A 20,374-nucleotide genomic window follows, 5' to 3' on the forward strand; every position below is an offset into this window, starting at 1 on the left:
CATCACCGCGATTGCCGACAGCAACGCACTGCTGCTGGGCAACCTGGCCACCGGCAACCTCACCGCCGCCAGCAATGGCGCGTTGAACCTGGGCCGCGGCACGGTAACCGGCGCCTTGACCGCGACCAGCAACGGCGGCGCCATCACCCAGTCGGCCAGCAACGGACTCACTGTCACCGGGACCAGCGACTTCAATGCCGGCACCGGGTCGATCACCCTGACCACCACCGGCAACGACTTCGGCCAGGCGGTCGGCCTGACCGGCGGCATCACCGCGATTGCCGACAGCAACGCACTGCTGCTGGGCAACCTGGCCACCGGCAACCTCACCGCCGCCAGCAATGGCGCGTTGAACCTGGGCCACGGCACGGTAACCGGCGCCTTGACCGCGACCAGCAACGGCGGCGCGATCACCCAGTCGGCCAGTAACGGACTCACTGTCACCGGGACCAGCGACCTCGATGCCGGCGCCGGATCGATCACCCTGACCACCAACGGCAACGACTTCGTCGGCGCGGTCGACCTGACCGGCGGCAGCACCACGATCGCCGACAGCAACGCGCTGCTGCTGGGTGGCCTGGCTACCGGCAACCTCACCGCCGCCAGCAATGGCGCGTTGAATCTCGGCAGCGGCACTGTGACCGGCTCCTTGACCGCGACCAGCAACGGCGGCGCCATCACCCAGTCGACCACCACCGGGCTCACCGTCACCGGGACCAGCGACCTCGATGCCGGCACCGGGTCGATCACCCTGACCACCACCGGCAACGACTTCGGCCAGGCGGTCGGCCTGACCGGCGGCAGCACCGCGATCGCCGACAGCAACGCACTGCTGCTGGGCAACCTGGCCACCGGCAACCTCACCGCCGCCAGCAATGGCGCGTTGAACCTGGGCCGTGGCACGGTAACCGGCGCCTTGACCGCGACCAGCAACGGCGGCGCCATCACCCAGTCGGCCAGCAACGGATTCACTGTCACCGGGACCAGCGACCTCGATGCCGGCGCCGGATCGATCACCCTGACCACCAACGGCAACGACTTCGTCGGCGCGGTCGACCTGACCGGCAACGGCATCGCGCTTGCCGACCGCAACGACCTGGAGGTCGCCGCGCTGCACAACGGCAACGATGGCCGCGTCGCGCTGGTCGCCGACGGCTCGCTGTTCCTGCCGGCCGCCGCGATCGCCACCGGCAGCGGCGACCTGAGCCTGGTCGCGCGCACCGGCACGCTGCGCCTGGGCGGCGCGCTCAGCGGGCACAACCTCACGTTGGGCAGCGGCAACGCCCTGCTCCTCACCGACGATGTCGCCGCCAGCGGCGACCTGCAGATCACCACCGCGAACGCCGCGCTCGACCAGGCGGCCACCGCTGCGCTGACGGTCGACGGCGCCACCACCGTGAACACCGGCAGCGGCGCGATCGCGTTGACCGGCGCCGGCAACCATTTCGGCGGCACGGTGGATCTCACCGGCGGCGCCACGCAACTGCGCGACAGCGGTGCGCTGCGCCTGGGCACCCTGTCGGTCGACAGCCTGGCGGTCACCAGCGGCGGCGCCCTCGGCCTGGGCCAGGGCCAGGTGCGCGGCACATTGCAGGCCGACAGCGGCAACGCCGCGATCGGCCAGAGCGGCGCGCTGCGCGTGGACGGCGACGCCATCGTGACCGCCGGCAGCGGCTCGATCACCCTCGACCAGGCCAACCGGTTCGCCGGCACGCTGCAGCTCAACGGCGGCGACACCCGCATCCGCAGCATCGACGCGCTGACTCTGGGTACCTCGAACGTCGCCACGCTGCAGCTCACCAGCAACGGTGCGCTGCGCCAGCAGGGCGCGCTGACGGTGACCGGCGCTGCCGCGATCGACACCGGCAACGGCGCGATCGCGCTGGACCACGACGGCAACGACTTCCAGGGCACGCTGTCGCTCGCCGGCGGCGCTGCCCGCATCCGCGACGCCAATGCGTTGGCGCTGGGTACGCTGGCGCTGGCCTCGCTGGACGTCGCCAGCCACGGCGCGCTGAACGTGGGCGACGGCAGCATCGCCGGCGCCCTGGTCGCCGACAGCGGTGGCAACACGCTGACCCAGCGTGGCGCGCTGCAGGTGGGCGGCAGCAGCACGATCGACAGCGGCGCTGCCTTGATCACGCTGGACGATGCCGGCAACGATTTCGGTGGCAAGGTGAACCTCAGCGGCGGCGCGACCAGCGTGCGCGACCGCAACGCGCTGACCCTGGGCGACGTGGCCGTCGCCGGCTTGACCGCGACCAGCAACGGCGCCTTGTCGCTGGGCCAGGGCAGCATCGGCGGCGACCTGGTCGCGCGCAGCGCGGTCGCCGGCGCCGGCGCGTCCGCCATCGTCGCCGCCAGCGCCGCCACGCCGGCGGCGAGCGGCGGCGGCATCGGCCAGCGCGGCGCGCTGACCGTCGCCGGCGCCACCACGCTCGACGCCGGCAACGGCGCGATCGCGCTGACCGATGCCGGCAACGACTTCCAGGGCCTGGTGCAGGCGCGCGGCGGCGACATCGCCATCGCCGATCGCGACGATCTGACCGTGGCCGCGCAGGCCGGCGGCGCGCTGGCGCTGAGCGCGGCCGGCGCGCTGCGCACGGCCGGCACGCTGAGCGGTAGCAGCATCGGCTTGAGCGCCGGTGGCGACCTGAGCCTGGGCCACGATGTGACCAGCGGCGGCGCGCTGCAGCTGCGCAGCGGCGGCGCGATCGCGCAGAGCGCCGGCACGCTGCGCGCCGCATCGTTGAGCGGCCGTTCCGGCGGCGCCACCGCCCTGACCGGCGGCAACGCGATCGCCGCGCTCGGCGAGTTCGGCGCGACCCAGCTGAGCCTGCGCACGCTCGGCGACCTGCGCGTGACCGGCCCGATCGCGGTCGCCGGGGCGCTGCGCCTGGACGCCGGCGGCGACCTGGCCATCGACGGCACCGTCGGCGCCCAGAGCGCCTGGCTGCAGGCCGGTGGCGACCTGACCGAAGGCAGCGCCGGCCGCCTCAGCACCGACACACTGAGCGGCAGCGTCGGCGGCAGCACCCGGCTGGGCGCCGCCGGTGCGGCGATCGACAACCGCATCGGCACCCTGGGCGATTTCGCCTCGCCCGGCGGCTTCAGCCTGAGCAACGGCCAGAGCCTGACCCTGTCCTCGCTCAACGGCAGCGCCTACACCGTCAATGCCGGCACCGCGGCGCTGTACCTGGCGGTGCTCGGCGACCTGCTGCAGACCGACACCACCTGGCTCTACGACGGCGCCGGCACGTTCTCGGCCAGCGGCCGTATCGGCACCGCCGCCAATCCGATCTACGTGCTCGGCGTGCGCAACCAGACCGTGGCGGCGGTCGGCCTGCCGCCGGCGTACTTCTACGCGCTCGCCGCCGACGGCAGCCTGCTCGGCGTGGACGGCGAATCGGGCATCAACGTGCCGACCTCGGTGTTCGCCAGCCGCGCGCAGAGTTCGAGCAACCGCACCATCGCCTACGTCGACCTGAGTGCGGCCAACGCCAGCTACCGCGCGTTCGGGCTGGTCAAGCCGGGCCTGCGCCTGCCGGTCGACCAGCAGCCGGCGTGCGATGCGGACGACCCGGATGCGCAGTGCGCGCACGAGTGAGCGCACCGCACGCCGTCCCGTTTCCCCGCCGGCGTGGGCCATCGCCACGCCGGCCGACCCCGACCCGGAGTGATTGCGCATGACCACCGAACCCACCCTGGACGCGCTGCTGGCACCGATCGCCGAGGACGCCGCGTCCGGCCCGGACCTGGAATACGACCCGGACTTCCTGGCGCTGGACCGCGCCGCGGCGAACAAGGCCGAGCGCGCGGTCGGCGACAGCGTGATCGCTGCCGAGGAACCGGATTGGGACAAGGTGCAGACGCTGGCGTTGGCGCTGTTCCGCCGCAGCCACGACCTGCGCGTGGCGATCCACCTGAGCGCGGCCTGGCTGCGCCTGCGCGGCCTGCCCGGCTGGGCCGACGGCCTGGCCCTGCTGCATGCGCTGCTGGCGCAGCGTTGGGACAGCGTGCACCCGCAGCTGGACGCCGAGGACGACGACGACCCGACCGCGCGGGTCAATGCGGTGGTCGCCCTGGTCGATCCGCTGGGCCTGCTCGGCGCGCTGCGCGCCACCGCGTTCGTGCAATCGCCGCGGCTGGGCCGCTTCAGCCTGCGCGACCTGCGCGTGGCCAACGGCAGCGTGAAACCGGCCAACGCCGCCGACAGCGTGCCCTCGCTGACCGAGATCGAAGCCTGCTGCCTGGACTGTCCGGTGGACGCGCTGGGCGAGACCGTGGCCGCGGTGCAGCGCGCGCTGCAATCGGCGCGCGAGGTGGACGCGCTGTTCGCCGAACGCATCGGCAGCGCCGCACCGGACTTCAAGCCGCTGCTCGGCGACCTGCGCGACCTGGAGCGCTTCCTGCTGCCGCAGTGGACCGCGCGTACTGGCGGCAGCGCCGAGGGCGAGGGCGATGCGGATGCCGGACAGGCCGAGGGCGGCGCCGCGGCGCCGGCCGGCGGCGGTGGCAACGCCCGCATCGCCAGCCCCGACGACGTGATGCGCCGTCTCGACGAGATCTGCGCCTACTACGCCAGCCACGAACCCTCCAGCCCGGTGCCGCTGCTGCTGCGCCGCGCGCAGCGTCTGGTCGGGCGCAACTTCCTGGACCTGCTGAAGGAACTGGCCCCGGGCGGGGTCAGCGAACTGCAGCACGTGGCCGGCGTCCGCGACGAGGACGCCTGAGCCGGCGCGCACCGCCCGCTGCCAGAGCGGTGTCAGTTTGTCCGCCGGAGGGAGCTTCGGCCTGGCACTGCCGAAGTCGGGGCGTTTCAGGCTCCTCGCGTCGCGACTGAAGTCGCTCCCACAAGGTCTTGCAGCGAGCCGGCCGGGCGCACCGTAGGAGGGAGTTCAGTCCCGACTGCTTCGAAGCCGGATAGCCGGACTACTTTGCTCGTCGCGGTTGAAACCGCTCCTACAGGGAGCGGCCGGCTTGTCGGATTTAGGAGGGGCTCCAAGAGCTTGCGACGAGCCGGTCGGGTGCACTGTGGGAGGGACTTCAGTCCCGACTGCTTCCGAAGCCGGATCGCTGGACTACTTCGCTCGTCGCAGTTGGAACCGCTCCTACAGGGAGCGACCGGCTTGTCGGATTTAGGAGGGCTCCTACAAGAGCTTGCGACGAGCCGGCCGGGTGCACTGTGGGAGGGACTTCAGTCCCGACTGCTTCCAAGCCGGATCACTGGACTACTTCGCTCGTTGCAGTTGAAACCGCTCCTGGCAGGGAGCGGCCGACTTGTCGGGTGCATTGCAGGAGGGGCTCCAGCCCGGACGCGCGGAGTATCCGAAAGCCCGCCAGGCCCCGTTTCGCGATGGTGGCCGAGGCCACCTGGCGTCGCCGGCAGCGGTGCGTGGCCGGCGCTGGATCGAGCATTTCGATCCGGTCTTACCAGCTGTACAACTTCCAGTACACCGGCGACACGTTGTCCTTGTTGCCGTCCATGTGCCCGTCGCCGTTCTGGTCGTACAGGTAGTAGGCCGGAGCGTTGGCCGGGGTCACCTTGACCATGCGCAGCTGGCCGGAGACCCGGTACTCGTCCACGGTGTCGCCGTTGTCCAGCTTGCGCTGGGTCACGTCCGCACCGCGCACGTCCACCGGCGCACCGTCCGGACCGATGCCGGTCGAGGCGCAGCCCGCCAGCAGCAACAACGGAACCAGCATCAGGGCTTTCATCGCAGCATTCTCCACAGCCTAAGTCGTCGCCGCCGATTATGCGCCGCGCGGCCGGATTCGGCGCGCGAAGGGCTGGACGCACCCGGCGGTGGGAGAGGGCCAAGGCACGCGCGCTGTTCCCTTCTCCCTGCGGGAGAAGGTGCCCCGCAGGGGCGGATGAGGGTAGGGCGCAGCCTCATCCGCCCAACTCCACGAGACGCTTTCGCGCCGGACCCTCACCCCAACCCCTCTCCCGGCGGGAGAGGGGCTAGGTTGCTCCCCTTCTCCCCTCGGGAGAAGGTGCCCCGCAGGGGCGGATGAGGGTACGTGCGCAGCCTCGTGCACCCAACTCCACGAGACGCTTTCGCGCCGAACCCTCACCCCAACCCCTCTCCCGGCGGGAGAGGGGCTAAGGCATGCGCCGGCTGTTCTTTAGCTGACAACGGCCCCAGGCGGCCCGATGCTTTTCCGAGTCCCGAGTCCCGAGTCCCCAACCCACCCAGCGTAGAATTGCCCGATGAGCCGATTAGTCCTGATCGACGGGTCCAGTTACCTGTATCGCGCGTTCCACGCGCTCCCTCCGCTGACCAATCCCGCCGGCGAGCCCACCGGCGCGCTGTTCGGCGTGGTCAACATGCTGCGCGCCACGCTGAAGGAGCGCCCGGAATACGTCGCCTTCGTGGTCGACGCGCCGGGCAAGACCTTCCGCGACGACCTGTACCCGCAGTACAAGGCCAATCGCCCGCCGATGCCCGACGAGCTGCGCGCGCAGGTCGAGCCGATGTGCCAGATCGTGCACGCGCTGGGCATCACCATCCTGCGCGAGGGCGGGGTCGAGGCCGACGACGTGATCGGCACGCTGGCCCTGCAGGGCGCCGGCGACGGTCTGGACGTGACCATCTCCACCGGCGACAAGGACTTCGCCCAGCTGGTGCGCCCGGGCGTGCAGCTGGTCAACACCATGAGCGGCAGCCGCATGGACTCCGACGCGGCGGTGATGGAGAAGTTCGGCGTGTGGCCGAGCCAGATCGTGGACCTGCTGGCGCTGATGGGCGACGCCATCGACAACGTGCCGGGCGTGGACAAGTGCGGGCCCAAGACCGCGGCCAAGTGGCTGGCCGAGTACGGGTCGCTGGACGGGGTGATGGCCAACGCCGACGCGATCAAGGGCAAGATCGGCGAGAACCTGCGCGCCGCGCTGGCGCGGCTGCCGTTGAACCGCGAACTGGTCACGATCAAGACCGACGTGGCCCTGCCCGGCGGCCCGCGCACGCTGGTCCTGCGCGAGCAGGAGCCGGAGCTGCTGCGCGGCCTGTACCAGCGCTACGGCTTCACCCAGGCGCTGCGCGACCTGGACGGCGGCGTGGCCGCCCCGGCCGGCGCCGCCGAGGGCGCGCCCAGCCTGCGCGGCACCGCCGCCGGCTACGCCCGCACCGCCGCGCCCATCGACGAAACCCTGGACCCGGCGCTGGCGGCCAAGGGCGACTACGCCGCGGTCATGACCCCGGCGCAGTTCGAGCACCTGCTCGAGCGCCTGCGCGTGGCCGACCGCTTCGCCTTCGACACCGAGACCGACGCGCTGGACGCGATGCGCGCCAACCTGGTCGGGCTCAGCTTCGCGATCGAGCCGGGCCGTGCCGACTACCTGCCGCTGGGCCACGACTATCCTGGCGCGCCGGTGCAGCTGGACCGGCAGCTGGCGTTGGCCGCGCTGAAACCATTGCTGGAAAACCCGGCCAAGGCCAAGGTCGGCCAGCACGGCAAGTACGACCTGCACGTGCTGCGCCGCCACGGCATCGACGTGCGCGGCTACGCCGACGACACCATGCTGGAGAGCTTCGTGCTCAATTCCACCGCCAGCCGCCACGACATGGACTCGCTGGCGCGGCGCTACCTGGGCTACGAGACGGTCAAGTACGAGGACGTGGCCGGCAAGGGCGCCAAGCAGATCGCGTTCTCGCAGGTGGCCATCGACGACGCCACCGGCTACGCCGCCGAGGACGCCGACATCACCCTGCGCCTGCACCGCGCGCTGTCCGCGCAGCTGGATGCCGAGCCGGCCCTGGCCAAGGTCTACCGCGAGATCGAGATGCCGCTGGTGCCGGTGCTGGCGCGGATCGAGGCCAACGGCGTCAGCGTGGACATGGCCGAACTGCGCAAGCAGAGCCAGGACCTGAGCCAGCGCATGCTGGCCGCGCAGCAGAAGGCCACCGCGCTGGCCGGGCGCACCTTCAACCTGGATTCCCCCAAGCAGCTGCAGGCGGTGCTGTTCGACGAACTGAAGCTGCCGGCGCTGCTGAAGACCCCCAAGGGCCAGCCCAGCACCAACGAAGAGGCGCTGGAGGCGATCGCCGCCGAGCACGAGCTGCCGCGGGTGATCCTGGAATACCGCGGCCTGGCCAAGCTGCGCAGCACCTATACCGACAAGCTGCCGGAGATGATCAATCTCGACACCGGCCGCGTGCACACCAGCTACCACCAGGCCGGCGCCGCCACCGGGCGGCTGTCCTCGGCCGATCCGAACCTGCAGAACATCCCGATCCGCACCGAGGACGGCCGCCGCATCCGCCGCGCCTTCGTCGCCCCGCCCGGGCGCAAGCTGATCGCCTGCGACTACTCGCAGATCGAACTGCGGATCATGGCCCACCTGTCCGAGGACGCGGGCCTGCTGCGCGCCTTCGGCGCCGGCGTGGACGTGCACCGCGCCACCGCCGCCGAGGTGTTCGGGCGCAAGCTGGAGGAGGTCACGCCGAACGAGCGCCGCGCCGCCAAGGCGATCAACTTCGGCCTGATGTACGGCATGAGCGCGTTCGGCCTGGCCCGCAACCTGGGCATCGGCCGCGGCGAGGCGCAGGACTACGTGGCGCTGTACTTCAGCCGCTACCCGGGCGTGCGCGACTTCATGGAGCGCATGCGCGAGCAAGCCCGCACCCAGGGCTACGTGGAAACCCTGTTCGGCCGCCGGCTGTACCTGAACGACATCAACGCCAAGCAGCAGGGCCTGCGTGCCGGCGCCGAGCGCGCGGCGATCAACGCGCCGATGCAGGGCACCGCCGCGGACATCATCAAGCGCGCCATGGTCAGCGTGGACGCCTGGCTGGAGCGGCACCGCGACCGCGCGCTGATGATCCTGCAGGTGCACGACGAACTGGTGTTCGAGGCCGATGCCAACTTCGTCGAGACGCTCTTGCCCGAAGTGACCCGGCTGATGGCCGGCGCCGCCGAGCTGAAGGTGCCGCTGGTGGTGGACAGCGGGGTCGGCGACAACTGGGACGAGGCGCATTAGGCTTTTCTCGGGACTCGGGACTCGGGACTCGGGACTCGGGACTCGGCGAGGCGAGGCGAGGCGAGGCGAGGGGCGGCTGAATCGAACGCGCGCGGCGCCTGAATGTCTTCATCCGGACTGCGGGCGGTGCCGAAAAGGTGCCGGGCGGGATGCGGAAGCCTCGAGGCGATGATTGCGTCTAAAACTTCTTCATTCATCGCGCGCCGATTTCAGCGTAGGGATGCTGGAGCATGGATGCGCCAGATTGGCGACAACGCGTGATTCCGGGATGCATGGCGCATCGCGCGGGCGCTGCCTGACGTTCCTGTGCATGAATCCGCCCTATAAAACACAGTTGTTTTTGGAACCTTGCGTTGCACTGAATTTCGCGAATGAATCGGTCCTTAATCCGACAAATTTTTAACTAAAATCTTCACGAACTAGCAAGGTAGAAAGTGTTTTTATATCCCTCGACAGGCGCAATACCTGTCGCGGATCTCCTCCCATCCCCTGGAGCAGATCTAGGAACGGCGACTCCTCCCCAAGTCTCCGTTCCCTGGCCCCGCCGACCTCCCCCTGGTCCGCGGGGCTTTTTATTGCCTGCGAAAAAGTTCCAGCGCCAATCCACTGCGCCGCCACAGCCGCCGGCGCAGGCCGGCATCAGGTCGCGGCCCAACCTTAGCTGCGAGCGTGCGATGCCCGATCTTTTCCGTCTGTCGATGCCGTGGTGGGAATTCATCTTCCGCGCGGTGGTGGTGTACGTGGCGGTGCTGACGATGGTGCGGGTGTCGGGCAAGCGCGCGATGGGCCAATTGACGCCGTTCGACATGCTGCTGATCGTGCTGCTCGGCAATGCGGTGCAGAACGCGCTGCTCGGCCAGGACACCTCGCTCGGCGGCGGCCTGCTGCTGGCGGCGACGCTGATCTCCCTGAACTTCGGGGTCGGCCTGCTCACCTCGCGCAGTGCGCGCGCCGAGCGGCTGATCGAAGGCGAGCCGGTGGTGCTGGCGCGCGACGGGCATGTGTTCCGCCAGGTGCTGCGCCGCGAACTGGTCAGCAACGCCGACTTCGAGGCGGCGATGCGCCAGCAGGGCTGCCTGCAGCTGGACGAGGTCAGGCTGGCGCTGCTGGAGACCAACGGCCACATCACCATCGTCGCCGGCAAGGGCGATTGAGCGGCTCGGCGCTTTAAGCAGTTGGCAGCCCCCTGTAGGAGCGGCTTCAGCCGCGACCGGGCTTTCCCGGTAACGCCCCGGTCGCGGCTGAAGCCGCTCCTACAAGAGCGCGCGCCGGCAGAATGGTGGTCGAATAGGGTCGGGTTAGCGACGCGGCTCGGTCGGTTGCTCGAGCTGGTAGAGCGCGTCGTCCAGCGCGTCCAGCTGGGCGGCCAGCGCGGTGCGCGCGTCCTGCAAGCCGCGGTTGTAGAAATGCGCGCCGATGCGTTCGGCGACGAAATCGAGCAGGAATTCGGCCTCGAAGGCGCCGATCTCCTGCTGCAGCTCGTCGCGCAGATAGCGCTGCAGCTGCTCGGCGATCTGCGCCTTCTCCTCGCGCCCCAGCACGCCCGATGGCAGCGGCGCGCTCATGCCAGCCACTCGCGCGGCACCAGGTAGTCGGCCAGGCGCGCCTCGGCGCTGCCTAGCTCGGGCTGGAAGCCGTATTCCCAGCGCACCCGCGGCGGCAGGCTCATCAGGATGCTCTCGCTGCGGCCGCCGCTCTGCAGGCCGAACAGGGTGCCGCGGTCGTAGACCAGGTTGAACTCGACGTAGCGCCCGCGCCGGTACAGCTGGAACTCGCGCTCGCGTTCGCCCCACTGCAGCGCGCGGCGGCGTTCGACGATCGGCAGGTAGGCGTCCAGGAAGCCGTCGCCGACCGCGCGCTGGTAGGCGAAGTCGCGTTCGAAGTCGCCATGCAGGTCGTCGAAGAACAGCCCGCCGACGCCGCGGGTCTCGTTGCGGTGCTTGAGGAAGAAGTATTCGTCGCACCAGCGCTTGTGCGCCGCGTAGCGGTCTGCGCCGAACGGCGCGCACAGCGCCTGCGCGGTGCGGTGCCAATGGCGCACGTCCTCGTCGAACGGGTAGTACGGGGTCAGGTCGAAGCCGCCGCCGAACCACCAGGCCACGGTTTGGCCGTCGCGCTCGGCGCGGAAGAAGCGCACGTTGGCGTGGGTGGTGGGCAGGTACGGGCTGTGCGGGTGGAACACCAGCGACACGCCGGTGGCGCGCCACGAGGCGCCGGCCAGCTCCGGACGGTTGGCGCTGGCCGAGGGCGGCAGGCGCGTGCCGGACACGTCGGAGAAGCCGATCCCGGCCTGCTCGAACACCGCGCCGTCGCGCAGGATGCGGGTGCGCCCGCCGCCGCCTTCCGCCCGCTGCCACAGGTCCTCGGCGAAGCGGGCGCGGCCGTCGGCGGCCTCGATGGCGGCGCAGATGCGGTCCTGCAGGCCGGTCAGGTAGTCGCGTACTCGGTCGAACTCGGTCATGGGCGGTATGGCAGTCGGGCAGTGGGGAAGAGGTGCTAGTCAGCCATCTGCGCTGGGCGAGGCGGCAAGGGCACGCCACATTATTGCGTGGCCGTGCCAGGCCCCTGTTAACGCGACCGGGATCGCGGGGGTCTTCGGGCGCGGCGCCCAGGTTGCCGTGGCGCTTCGTCCGTCACCTCATCCGCCCATCGCGCACCTTTGGCCATGGTCTCGTAGGGAGAAGGAGCGATGCCAGGCAGTGCAGCGGGCGCAGTAGCGCCATGGCAGCTGTGGCGGCTGGATTGCGCGGTTACCGTTCCGTGGCGTCGCAGCGGCCGGCCCCGTCGCCGAAGAACACCGCGAAGCGGTGCGCGCGATCCAGCCCGAGCAGGTGGTTCGCCCCGAGCGGACGCAACCGCCATTGCTGTCCGTCGCGCTGGCGCAGCACGACCTGTCCATCGTCCAGGCGCGCGTCCAGCGCCTCGCCATCGCCGCTGCGCACGCGGCCGTCGGCGCCGAACTGCAGGCTGATCGCGTTGCCGATGGGGGCGATGAAGCGGCCGCACGGCAGCCGCGTCGCCGGCGGCGACTGCAGCAGCGCCGCGTCCACCTCTTCCAAGGCGGTGGTGCGGCCGCAGGCGACCGGATCGGACAGGGCGCAGGCCAGTTCCAGCAGCGCCTTCGCCCGCAGGAACTGGCCGGCGTCCCACAGCCGCTCCGCCGCCGCGGTGCAGACGCGCGGGGAGGCGCTGCGCTGGCATATGGCTTCGGGTTGCAAGGCGGCGCTGGCCTGGGCGGGCGCCGCGGCCGCCGCCGGTGCGGGATCTAGCAGCGCGTGGCAGGCGAACGGCAGCTGCGGCCCGCACAGCGCCGCGGCCTGCGCGTGCCCGCCTTGCGCCAGCCGCTGCGCGCAGGCCGGCAGGTCCGCACGGCACTGCGTGATCGCCGCTGTCGCCGCCTGCGTCGGCGCCTGGCAGGGCGCCGTGCTGCCGCGCCGATAGACGGTGCCGTCCGGCGCACGGACCTGCGCCGCATCCGCCGACAGCGCGTAACGCTCGCTGCGGCCGCTGTCCAGGTCGAACAGCTGCAGGGCGTCGCCCTGGCGCTGCAGATGGAACCGCCGCGGCGTGTCCTGCTCCGGTTCCAGCCGTGCGCTGTCGGCGCTTTCCAGGTACAGCGCGTTCTGCGCATCGTCCATGTACAGGCCGCACAGCGGCGCGGCGGGCGCGGCGTCGGCGCAGGCGGCGATGCCCAGCCAGGCCAGCGCGAACAAGGTGGCGCCGGCCAGGAAGCGGCGGCTGGGGCGATACGCTGTCATCGGAAATCCTTTTCGGAGCCGGCGCGATGCCGGCGGGGGAGTGAGATCAGGTGCGGAATTCGGCGCGGACCGCCGGCCGGTACAGCAGGTAGACGATCCATCCGTGCAGCGCGGCGAAGACCAGGCAGGTCAGCACCGCACTGAACATGCCTGCGATGCGCCCGCTGCGCAGCTCGGCGTGCAGCTCCGACGCATCGGCGCCGTACTGGGCGCCGTGCGGCAGCCACGCCTGCAACGCATCGAACACCTCCCACAGCAGCGGCAGGCTGACGAAGTTGGCCAGCGCGGTGAGCACCAGGAATACGACGAACGCCACCCGCGCCCATTCGCGCCGGCGCAGCAGCGACCACGACGTGGCGCAGAACGCCAGCGCCAACGCGGCCGACAGCCACGACAAGGCCAGCAGGTGGTCCGTGCACCATTGCAGCAGCGGCGGCAGCCGCAGCTCGATCAGCAGCAGCATCTGCGCGATCGCGCCGTCCGGCAGCACCGTCACCAGCAGCGCCTGCGCCAGCGCGTACAACAGCCACAGCACGCCGACCAGCAGCGAGACCTTCGCCATCGAGTCGATCATCGGGTTGCGCGCAACGGGCAGGGGCGGGGGCGACATGCGGCGGTCCTTCGGTGGGAGGGCGGCAGTGGGTGCCGCGTAGCGTCCGGCAAGGATAGGGCGCGCGGCCGGCGACGCAAGCCGTTGGCGGATGCCGCCGGGCCATCGCTTTGTTGGTCATTGGCTCCCGGCGATGAACTACGCCGGGAAGCGCGCTGCTGCGTTTGTCGCGGCTGAAGCCGCTCCTACAGTGGCTTGCGGCGCGGCTGCGGGAGGGCTTCATTCCCGGCGGCGTGCAGCGCCGGGAAGGCCATTGCCGTGTTGCCGCTGCGGCTGCCGCAGCCGTTCCTGCGCGGCAGGAACGGTCACGCTCGCGCAAGAAACTTACTTCAGCTGTTGCTCGAACAGCTTCAGGATCCGCTTATATTCGTCCAGCCACGAGTCGGCGCGGGTGAAGCCGTGCCGTTCCAGCGGGTACGGGGCGATCTCCCAGTTGTCCTTGTGCAGTTCGATCAGCTTCTGGCTCATGCTCACCGAATCGCGGAAGAACACGTTGTCGTCGATCATGCCGTGGGCGATCAGCAGGTGGTCGCGCAGGCCGGCGGCGTATTCGATCGGCGAGGAGGTGCGGTAGGCCTGCGGATCCAGCTCCGGGGTGTTGAGGATGTTGGCGGTGTACTCGTGGTTGTACTGGCTCCAGTCGCCCACCGGGCGCAGCGCGGCGCCGGCCTTGAACGTGCCGGGGCTGCGGAACAGCGCCATGTAGGTCATGAAGCCGCCGTAGGAGCCGCCGTAGATGCCGGCGCGGTCGCGGTCGCCCTGCTTGTCGGCGACCAGCCAGTCCAGGCCGTCCAGGTAGTCCTCCAGCTCCGGATGGCCCATGTTGCGGTAGATCGCGGTGCGCCAGTCGCGGCCGTAGCCGGCGCTGGCGCGGTAGTCCAGGTCGAGCACCACGTAGCCCTTCTGCACCAGCAGGTTGTGGAACATCTGCTCGCGGAAATACGGGGTGTAGCGCGCCGACACGTTCTGCAGGTAGCCGGCGCCGTGCACGAACATCACGATCGGGTAGCGCTTGCCGGGCTCGGGATGCTGCGGGCCGTAGTACTTGCCCCAGACCGTGCCGGCGCCGTGCTTGGACGGCACCTGCACGTACTGCGGCTGGATCCAGTCGCGCGCCTTGAACGCGGCGCTGCGCGTGTCGGTGAGGGTGCGCGTGCTGCCGCCGGTCACCGGCAGCACCGCCAGCTGCGGCGGCAGGTAGCTGCCCGAATAGCGCACCAGCAGCTGCTGGCCGTCCGGCGACAACGCGAAGTCCTCCACCCCGTCGAGTGCGGTCAGCTCGCTGACGCGGTCCTCGCGCAGGTCGAGCTTGCACACCTCGTAGTCGCCCGGCCATTTGCGGTTGCACAGGAACAGGAAACCCTGGCCGTCGGCAGTGACGACCGGCGCGGAGACTTCCCACTTGCCGGAGGTGCGCTGCCGCGGCTTGTCGTTGCCGCGCTGGGTGTACAGGTGCGCGTAGCCGGACTGCTCGGACAGCAGCCACAGCGTCTGGTTGTCCGGCAGCCAGCCGAACTCGTTGAAGCTCCAGCCGATCCAGGCCGCATCGGTGAGGCGGTGGCGGTTCTGCAGCGTGGCCTTGTCCAGGTCGACGCTGGCGATCCAGCGGTCCTTGTTGTCGACCGCGCGCAGCATCACCGCAACATTGCGGCCGTCGTCGCTCCAGTGGATCGCCGGGCCGGCGCCGTCGCCGTCGGTCTCCACGCGGATCGCGCGCGGGCCCTTCAGCGGCTCCTGCTTGGCGGCCTTGCGCAGCGTCGCCAGCGGATCGGCGTCGATCCCGGGCAGGGCGTCGACGCCGAGCTTGCGCGCGCTGCCGGCGGCCACGTCGACCAGCCACAGCGTCTGCGCCAGCGGCAGGTTGCGGCCGACGCGGGTACGGGTCTCCTGGAATTCCTCGTAGCCCGACTCGGTGACGTACTTGGGCATCTTGCCGCCGCGGCCTTCGTCGGCGCCCTTGGCATGGGTCACCACCAGCAGATGGCGGCCGTCCGGCGACAGCGCGCTGTCGTCGATGGCCACGTCCTCGCCCAGGTACACCGGCGCCGGCGCGCGGCTGCCGTCGGCGCGGCGCCAGGCCTGCTCCTGCTGCCGCGCCAGGTCGCGCTGCGCGCGGTCGCGGGCCAGGGTTTCCAGGGTGCGCAGTTGCTGCTCGCGCAGCGCATCGGGCTTGGGCGCGGCGTCGGGATCGCGTTCGGCCTTGAGCACCGCGGCCTGCTGCGTGCCGCCGCCGGCGCTCCAGCGGTACCAGTCGTTGCCGACCCGCCACAGCGCGCCGCCGTCGGTGGTGAACTGCGGGCGCGAGGCGGCCTCGTTGCTGCGGGTCAGCTGGGTCAGCGCGCCGCTGCGCAGGTCGCGCAGGAACACGTCGCCGTTGCGCACGAACAGCATGCGCTGGCGGCCCGTGTCGTAGACCGGATTGGCCGCATCCAGCGTGCTGCGCTGGGTGTCCTCCACGCGCTGCGCGGCGCTGCCGTCGACGCCCTGGCGGTAGGTGTCGCGCACCGGGCTGCCGGCGCGCTTGAGCTGGTACTGCACCTGGCGCCCGTCCCACGCCCACCAGGCATCCTCGACCGGCGGCCCGATCCAGTCCGGATCGGCCATCGCCTGCTCGATCGTCAACGGGGCGGCGGCGTCCTGCGCGGCGGCCAGCGGCGCCAGGCAGGACAGGGACAGCAACACAAGGCACAAGGGGACGCGACGCATCTGGATTCCGGACGAACGGGCAAGCGGCGAGGGTAGCAGCCGCGGCGCGGCGGCGACTGCGCCGTTGGTCATGGAGGGGCCGGGATTCGGGATTCGGGATTGGCAAAAGCGAAAAGCCACTGCGAATCCCCCAATCCCGAATTCCCAATCCCGGGCCCTGCGACAACCCGTCACACGCAATTTCACGGCCTCGGGCTAACAATGACGCTCAGTTACGGTTTCACGAGCGCACGTCCATGGACGCATTGCTGCTGTCGCGCATCCAGTTCGGATTCGTCATCAGTTTCCACGTGCTGTTCCCGGCCTTCACCATCGGCCTGTCGAGCTGGCTGGCGTTCCTGGAGTGGCGCTGGCTGCGCACGCGCGACACGCTGTGGCGCGACCTGTACTTCTTCTGGCTGAAGATCTTCGCCGTGTCGTTCGGCATGGGCGTGGTCAGCGGCATCGTGATGAGCTTCCAGTTCGGCACCAACTGGTCGGTGCTCAGCGAGCGCGCCGGCAACATCCTCGGTCCGCTGCTCAGCTACGAGGTGCTGACCGCGTTCTTCCTGGAGGCCTCGTTCCTGGGGGTGATGCTGTTCGGCTGGCGCAAGGTGCCGGAGAAGCTGCACTTCCTGTCCACCTGCCTGGTCGCGCTCGGCACGCTGATCTCCACGTTCTGGATCCTGTCGGCCAACAGCTGGCTGCAGACGCCGGCCGGCTACGCGATCGTCGATGGCGTGTTCCAGCCGGCCAGTTGGCGCGAGGTGATCTTCAATCCGTCGTTCCCCTACCGGCTCACGCACATGGTGCTGGCCGCGTTCATCACCACCTGTTTCGTGATCGGCGGGGTCAGCGGCTGGTACCTGCGCCGCGGCGAGCATCTGCAGGCCGCCGGGCGCATGCTGAAGCTGGCGGTGGCGTTCGCCGCCATCGCGGTGCCGCTGCAGATCGCCGCCGGCGACGCGCATGGCCTGAACACGCTCAAGCACCAGCCGATGAAGGTGGCGGCGATGGAGGCGCACTGGCGCAACGAGGCGCCGGGCGCGGGCGTGCCGCTGGTGCTGTTCGCGGTGCCCAACGAGGAGGCCGAGCGCAACGACTACGAGGTGAAGATCCCGCGCGTGGGCAGCGTGATCCTGACCCATACGCTGGACGGGCAGATCGCGCCGCTGACCACGGTGCCGAAGGACGAGCGGCCGCCGGTGAAGCCGGTGTTCTACGCGTTCCGGGTCATGGTCGGGCTGGGGATGGCGATGCTGCTGCTGGCGTTCGTGTCGCTGTTCTTCTGGTGGCGCGGCACGCTGCTGCGACGGCGCGCGCTGCATGTGGCGTGGAATGCGATGCTGCCGGCCGGATTCGTCGCGTTGCTGGCCGGTTGGTTCGTCACCGAGATCGGGCGCCAGCCGTACGTGGTCTACGGCCTGCTGCACACCCGCGATGCGGTCAGCGCGGTCAGCCCGGCGATGGTGTGGGTGTCGCTGAGCGTGTACGTGGCCGCGTATGCCTTCGTGTTCGGCTTCGGCAGCTGGTACATCCTGAAGATGCTGCGCAGCGGGCCGCTGCCGCACGAGCCGGAGCCGCACATGCAGGACGGCGACAAGACCCCGGCGCGGCCGATCTCGGCGGCCGACGACTACATCGAGGAGGCGCGCTGATGGACATGGCGACCGTGCTGCCGGTCATCTGGTTCGGGGTGATCGGCTTTGGCGTGCTGATGTACGTGCTGCTGGACGGCTTCGTACTCGGCCTGGGCATCCTGGCGCCGTTCGCCGAGGACGAGGACCAGCTCGACCTGATGATGAACACCGCCGCGCCGATCTGGGACGGCAACGAGACCTGGCTGGTGCTCGGCGGTGCCGGGCTGCTGGCGGCGTTCCCGAAGGCGTATGCGGTGGTGCTGTCGGCGCTGTACCTGCCGGTGCTGATGATGCTGATCGCGCTGGTGTTCCGCGGCGTGGCCTTCGAGTTCCGCTTCAAGGCGCACAGCTCCAAGTACCTGTGGGGCTGGGCGTTCGCCGCCGGCTCGCTGTGCGCGGCGTTCTGGCAGGGGGTGATCCTCGGCGCGCTGGTCGAGGGCATGCCGCTGCAGGGCGGCAAGTACCTGGGCGGCGTGCTCGGCTGGTTCAGCCCGTTCTCGATCCTGACCGGCGCGGCGGTGGTGTTCGGCTACGCGCTGCTCGGCGGCAGCTGGCTGATCCTCAAGACCGAAGGGCCGATGCAGCGCATCGCGCGCTCGCTGACCCGGCCGCTGGTGCTGGTGGTGGTGGTGTTCATGGGCCTGGTCAGCGCGTGGCTGCCGTTCCTGGACTCGCGGATCATGGCGCGCTGGTTCCACGACGGCAATTTCTGGTGGCTGTCGCCGGTGCCGCTGCTGGTGCTGGTCAACGCGTTCGCGCTGTGGCGCGCGGCGATGGCGCAGGGCCGCGACGCGCGCCCGTTCGTGCTGACCCTGTGCTTCTTCGTGCTCGGGTTCTTCGGCCTGGTGCTGGGCATCTGGCCGAACATCGTGCCGCCGGGGCTGACCATCTGGGAAGCGGCGTCGCCGCCGTCCTCGCAGGGCTTCGTGCTGGTCGGGCTGGCGGTGCTGCTGCCGGTGATCCTGGGCTATACGGCCTGGTCGTACCGGGTGTTCCGCGGCAAGATCACCGCCGACACCGGCTACCACCACTGAGCCTGCGCGTTGCGGGGTGGTGGCGGGCGACGGGCGGGGCCGCGCCCGCCGGCGCGCGCGTCCGGCTTGCCAGCGACGATGGCGGCGGCCAAGCTACGTGACCCGCTGCCATTGCGGGCCAGTCGCCCGCCGAGCCGTCGCCACGCATGCCTGCCGTTCCTTCCCCTGTTTCCACGCCGTTGCTGCATCCGCTCGCGGTCGGCGAGGCGCACCGCGCGCTGGCCTACGCCGGCGGCCAGCACATCGATCTGGCCACCTTCCTCGGCCACGTGCGCGGCCTGGCCGCGGTGCTGCCGCCGGGCCGGCATGCGCTGAACCTGTGCGAGGACCGCTACCGTTTCATGGTCGCGTTCTGCGCGGTGGCGCTGCGCGGGCAGACCTCGCTGTTGCCGTCCTCGCGCGCGCCGGCGGTGGTCGCCGAGGTGCAGCGCAGCCATGCCGACAGCTACTGCCTGGGCGACCTGGCGCTGGCCGAGCCGCCGCCGCACTACTGGCAATTGCCCGAGCCGCTGCCGAGCCTGGACGGCGACATGCCGCAGCTGGCGGACGATGCGCTGGTCGCGATCGGTTTCACCTCCGGCAGCACCGGTGCGCCCAAGCCCAATCCCAAGACCTGGGGCAGCTTCCTGACCAGCACCCGCCAGGACCTGCTGGCGCTGACCGGACTGTGGCCGGCGGACGCCGTCCCGCAGGTCGTGGCGACGGTGCCGCCGCAGCACATGTACGGCATGGAGCTGTCGGTATTGCTGCCGCTGGTGACGCCGCTGGCGGTGCACGCCGGGCGGCCGTTCTTCCCCGAGGACGTGGCGCGCGCGCTGGCGCAGGTGCCGGCGCCGCGGCTGCTGGTGACCACGCCGGTGCATCTGCGTGCGCTGGTCGAATCCGGCGTGGCGCTGCCGCCGCTGGCCGGCATCGTCTCGGCCACCGCGCCGCTGGCGCAGGAACTGGCCGCGGCCGCCGAGGCCCGCTTCGGCGGCGAAGTGCGCGAGATGTTCGGGTCCACCGAGACCTGCGTGTTCGCCAGCCGCCGCACGGCGCGCGATGCGCAGTGGACGCCGCTGCCCGGCGTGCGCGTGCTGCCGCAGCCGGACGGCACGCTGGTGTACGCACCGCACCTGTCGCAGCCGGTGCTGCTCGCCGACCTGATGGACGTGGACGCCGACGGCCGCTTCCAGGTGCGCGGGCGCCAGGCCGACCTGCTGGAAATCGCCGGCAAGCGCGCCTCGCTGGCCGACCTGACGCGGCGCCTGCTGGCGCTGCCGGGCGTGGTCGACGGCGCGATGCTGCAACTGGAGCCCGAATCCGGCCAGGCGGTCGGCCGCATCGCCGCGGTGGTGGTCGCGCCGACCCTGGACGAGGCGTCGATCCTGGCCGCGCTGCGCCGCGAACTGGATCCGGTGTTCCTGCCGCGCCGGCTGCGCAAGCTCGACGCCCTGCCGCGCAACGAGACCGGCAAGCTGCCGCGCGACCGCCTGCTGGCGTTGTTGGCGGGCGAGCGCGAGGGCTGAGGGCGGCGCCGATAGCGCGCCTTTGTGGCTTGCCGCATCCACGTGGCAGAGGGTCGCTGTCGGCCACCGTCGCTGGCCTTGCGACGCTACATGCGATCAGGATGCGCGCCAACGTAAACGGCAAAGCGCGCCTGCAACCGAGTTTTCCGCATCGCG

The 20,374-nt window shown here is 70.7% G+C and carries 13 protein-coding genes; 7 read left to right on the plus strand and 6 right to left on the minus strand.

Features of this window, described 5'->3' with window-relative positions; all coding sequences use genetic code 11:
• Together J2Y70_RS20255 and tssA are read left to right on the plus strand one after the other, a co-directional pair.
• On the plus strand, window positions 1–3,607 hold a 3,607-nt coding region (locus J2Y70_RS20255; protein WP_369011116.1), incomplete at its 5' end, for a beta strand repeat-containing protein.
• A gap of 79 nt (window positions 3,608–3,686) precedes the next feature.
• Window positions 3,687–4,733: a type VI secretion system protein TssA gene (tssA, locus tag J2Y70_RS20260; RefSeq protein ID WP_309921755.1), complete on the plus strand. Its 1,047-nt coding sequence runs from the start codon at window positions 3,687–3,689 to the stop codon at window positions 4,731–4,733.
• A 697-nt stretch (window positions 4,734–5,430) separates the two neighbouring features.
• Here the strand turns inward: tssA and J2Y70_RS20265 are convergent.
• Complete coding sequence (locus J2Y70_RS20265) at window positions 5,431–5,718, minus strand: DUF2782 domain-containing protein (protein WP_263396669.1); 288 nt, start codon at window positions 5,716–5,718, stop codon at window positions 5,431–5,433.
• A 496-nt stretch (window positions 5,719–6,214) separates the two neighbouring features.
• On the opposite strand from J2Y70_RS20265, the gene polA reads away from it, so the two are divergent.
• Together polA and J2Y70_RS20275 are read left to right on the plus strand one after the other, a co-directional pair.
• A complete protein-coding gene (gene polA, locus J2Y70_RS20270; RefSeq protein WP_309921758.1) occupies window positions 6,215–8,983 on the plus strand; it encodes a DNA polymerase I in 2,769 nt (922 codons plus the stop codon).
• A gap of 674 nt (window positions 8,984–9,657) precedes the next feature.
• The gene (locus tag J2Y70_RS20275; protein ID WP_263396671.1) at window positions 9,658–10,137 is read left to right on the plus strand and encodes a DUF421 domain-containing protein; all 480 of its coding nucleotides are present in this window, start codon (window positions 9,658–9,660) and stop codon (window positions 10,135–10,137) included.
• 144 nt (window positions 10,138–10,281) lie between these two features.
• Here J2Y70_RS20275 and J2Y70_RS20280 read toward each other — a convergent pair whose 3' ends face one another.
• The 5 genes from J2Y70_RS20280 to J2Y70_RS20300 all read right to left on the minus strand — a co-directional run bounded on the left by J2Y70_RS20280 (window position 10,282) and on the right by J2Y70_RS20300 (window position 16,057).
• A complete protein-coding gene (locus J2Y70_RS20280) occupies window positions 10,282–10,548 on the minus strand; it encodes a DUF2164 domain-containing protein (RefSeq protein ID WP_309921763.1) in 267 nt (88 codons plus the stop codon).
• The gene (gene hemF / locus J2Y70_RS20285) at window positions 10,545–11,444 is read right to left on the minus strand and encodes an oxygen-dependent coproporphyrinogen oxidase (protein WP_309921765.1); all 900 of its coding nucleotides are present in this window, start codon (window positions 11,442–11,444) and stop codon (window positions 10,545–10,547) included. The genes J2Y70_RS20280 and hemF overlap by 4 nt, the downstream gene beginning before the upstream one ends.
• A gap of 289 nt (window positions 11,445–11,733) precedes the next feature.
• A complete protein-coding gene (locus J2Y70_RS20290; protein WP_309921768.1) occupies window positions 11,734–12,741 on the minus strand; it encodes a hypothetical protein in 1,008 nt (335 codons plus the stop codon).
• Window positions 12,742–12,787: 46 nt separating this feature from the next.
• Complete coding sequence (locus tag J2Y70_RS20295; protein ID WP_309921771.1) at window positions 12,788–13,351, minus strand: hypothetical protein; 564 nt, start codon at window positions 13,349–13,351, stop codon at window positions 12,788–12,790.
• 324 nt (window positions 13,352–13,675) lie between these two features.
• Window positions 13,676–16,057, minus strand: coding sequence for a S9 family peptidase (locus tag J2Y70_RS20300; protein ID WP_309921775.1), 2,382 nt, complete (start codon window positions 16,055–16,057; stop codon window positions 13,676–13,678).
• A gap of 236 nt (window positions 16,058–16,293) precedes the next feature.
• On the opposite strand from J2Y70_RS20300, the gene J2Y70_RS20305 reads away from it, so the two are divergent.
• The 3 genes from J2Y70_RS20305 (at window position 16,294) to J2Y70_RS20315 (ending at window position 20,218) form a co-directional block, all read left to right on the plus strand.
• Window positions 16,294–17,694 carry a cytochrome ubiquinol oxidase subunit I gene (locus tag J2Y70_RS20305; protein WP_309921778.1) on the plus strand — a complete coding sequence of 467 codons (1,401 nt, stop codon included), beginning with the start codon at window positions 16,294–16,296 and terminating at the stop codon, window positions 17,692–17,694.
• The gene (gene cydB, locus J2Y70_RS20310) at window positions 17,694–18,710 is read left to right on the plus strand and encodes a cytochrome d ubiquinol oxidase subunit II (protein WP_263396678.1); all 1,017 of its coding nucleotides are present in this window, start codon (window positions 17,694–17,696) and stop codon (window positions 18,708–18,710) included. The genes J2Y70_RS20305 and cydB overlap by 1 nt, the downstream gene beginning before the upstream one ends.
• 146 nt (window positions 18,711–18,856) lie before the next feature.
• Window positions 18,857–20,218, plus strand: coding sequence for an AMP-binding protein (locus J2Y70_RS20315; protein WP_309921782.1), 1,362 nt, complete (start codon window positions 18,857–18,859; stop codon window positions 20,216–20,218).
• The last annotated feature ends 156 nt before the right edge of the window (window positions 20,219–20,374 follow it).

Source organism: Xanthomonas sp. 1678 (assembly GCF_031455575.1).
Classification (GTDB): domain Bacteria; phylum Pseudomonadota; class Gammaproteobacteria; order Xanthomonadales; family Xanthomonadaceae; genus Xanthomonas_A.

What these genes read in the sequence shown, in the direction of transcription:
- tssA (WP_309921755.1), top strand. Translation starts at nt 3,687, where the DNA reads ATGACCACCGAACCCACCCTGGACGCGCTGCTGGCACCGATCGCCGAG.
- J2Y70_RS20265 (WP_263396669.1), bottom strand. Translation starts at nt 5,718, where the DNA reads ATGAAAGCCCTGATGCTGGTTCCGTTGTTGCTGCTGGCGGGCTGCGCC.
- polA (WP_309921758.1), top strand. Translation starts at nt 6,215, where the DNA reads ATGAGCCGATTAGTCCTGATCGACGGGTCCAGTTACCTGTATCGCGCG.
- J2Y70_RS20275 (WP_263396671.1), top strand. Translation starts at nt 9,658, where the DNA reads ATGCCCGATCTTTTCCGTCTGTCGATGCCGTGGTGGGAATTCATCTTC.
- J2Y70_RS20280 (WP_309921763.1), bottom strand. Translation starts at nt 10,548, where the DNA reads ATGAGCGCGCCGCTGCCATCGGGCGTGCTGGGGCGCGAGGAGAAGGCG.
- hemF (WP_309921765.1), bottom strand. Translation starts at nt 11,444, where the DNA reads ATGACCGAGTTCGACCGAGTACGCGACTACCTGACCGGCCTGCAGGAC.
- J2Y70_RS20290 (WP_309921768.1), bottom strand. Translation starts at nt 12,741, where the DNA reads ATGACAGCGTATCGCCCCAGCCGCCGCTTCCTGGCCGGCGCCACCTTG.
- J2Y70_RS20295 (WP_309921771.1), bottom strand. Translation starts at nt 13,351, where the DNA reads ATGTCGCCCCCGCCCCTGCCCGTTGCGCGCAACCCGATGATCGACTCG.
- J2Y70_RS20300 (WP_309921775.1), bottom strand. Translation starts at nt 16,057, where the DNA reads ATGCGTCGCGTCCCCTTGTGCCTTGTGTTGCTGTCCCTGTCCTGCCTG.
- J2Y70_RS20305 (WP_309921778.1), top strand. Translation starts at nt 16,294, where the DNA reads ATGGACGCATTGCTGCTGTCGCGCATCCAGTTCGGATTCGTCATCAGT.
- cydB (WP_263396678.1), top strand. Translation starts at nt 17,694, where the DNA reads ATGGACATGGCGACCGTGCTGCCGGTCATCTGGTTCGGGGTGATCGGC.
- J2Y70_RS20315 (WP_309921782.1), top strand. Translation starts at nt 18,857, where the DNA reads ATGCCTGCCGTTCCTTCCCCTGTTTCCACGCCGTTGCTGCATCCGCTC.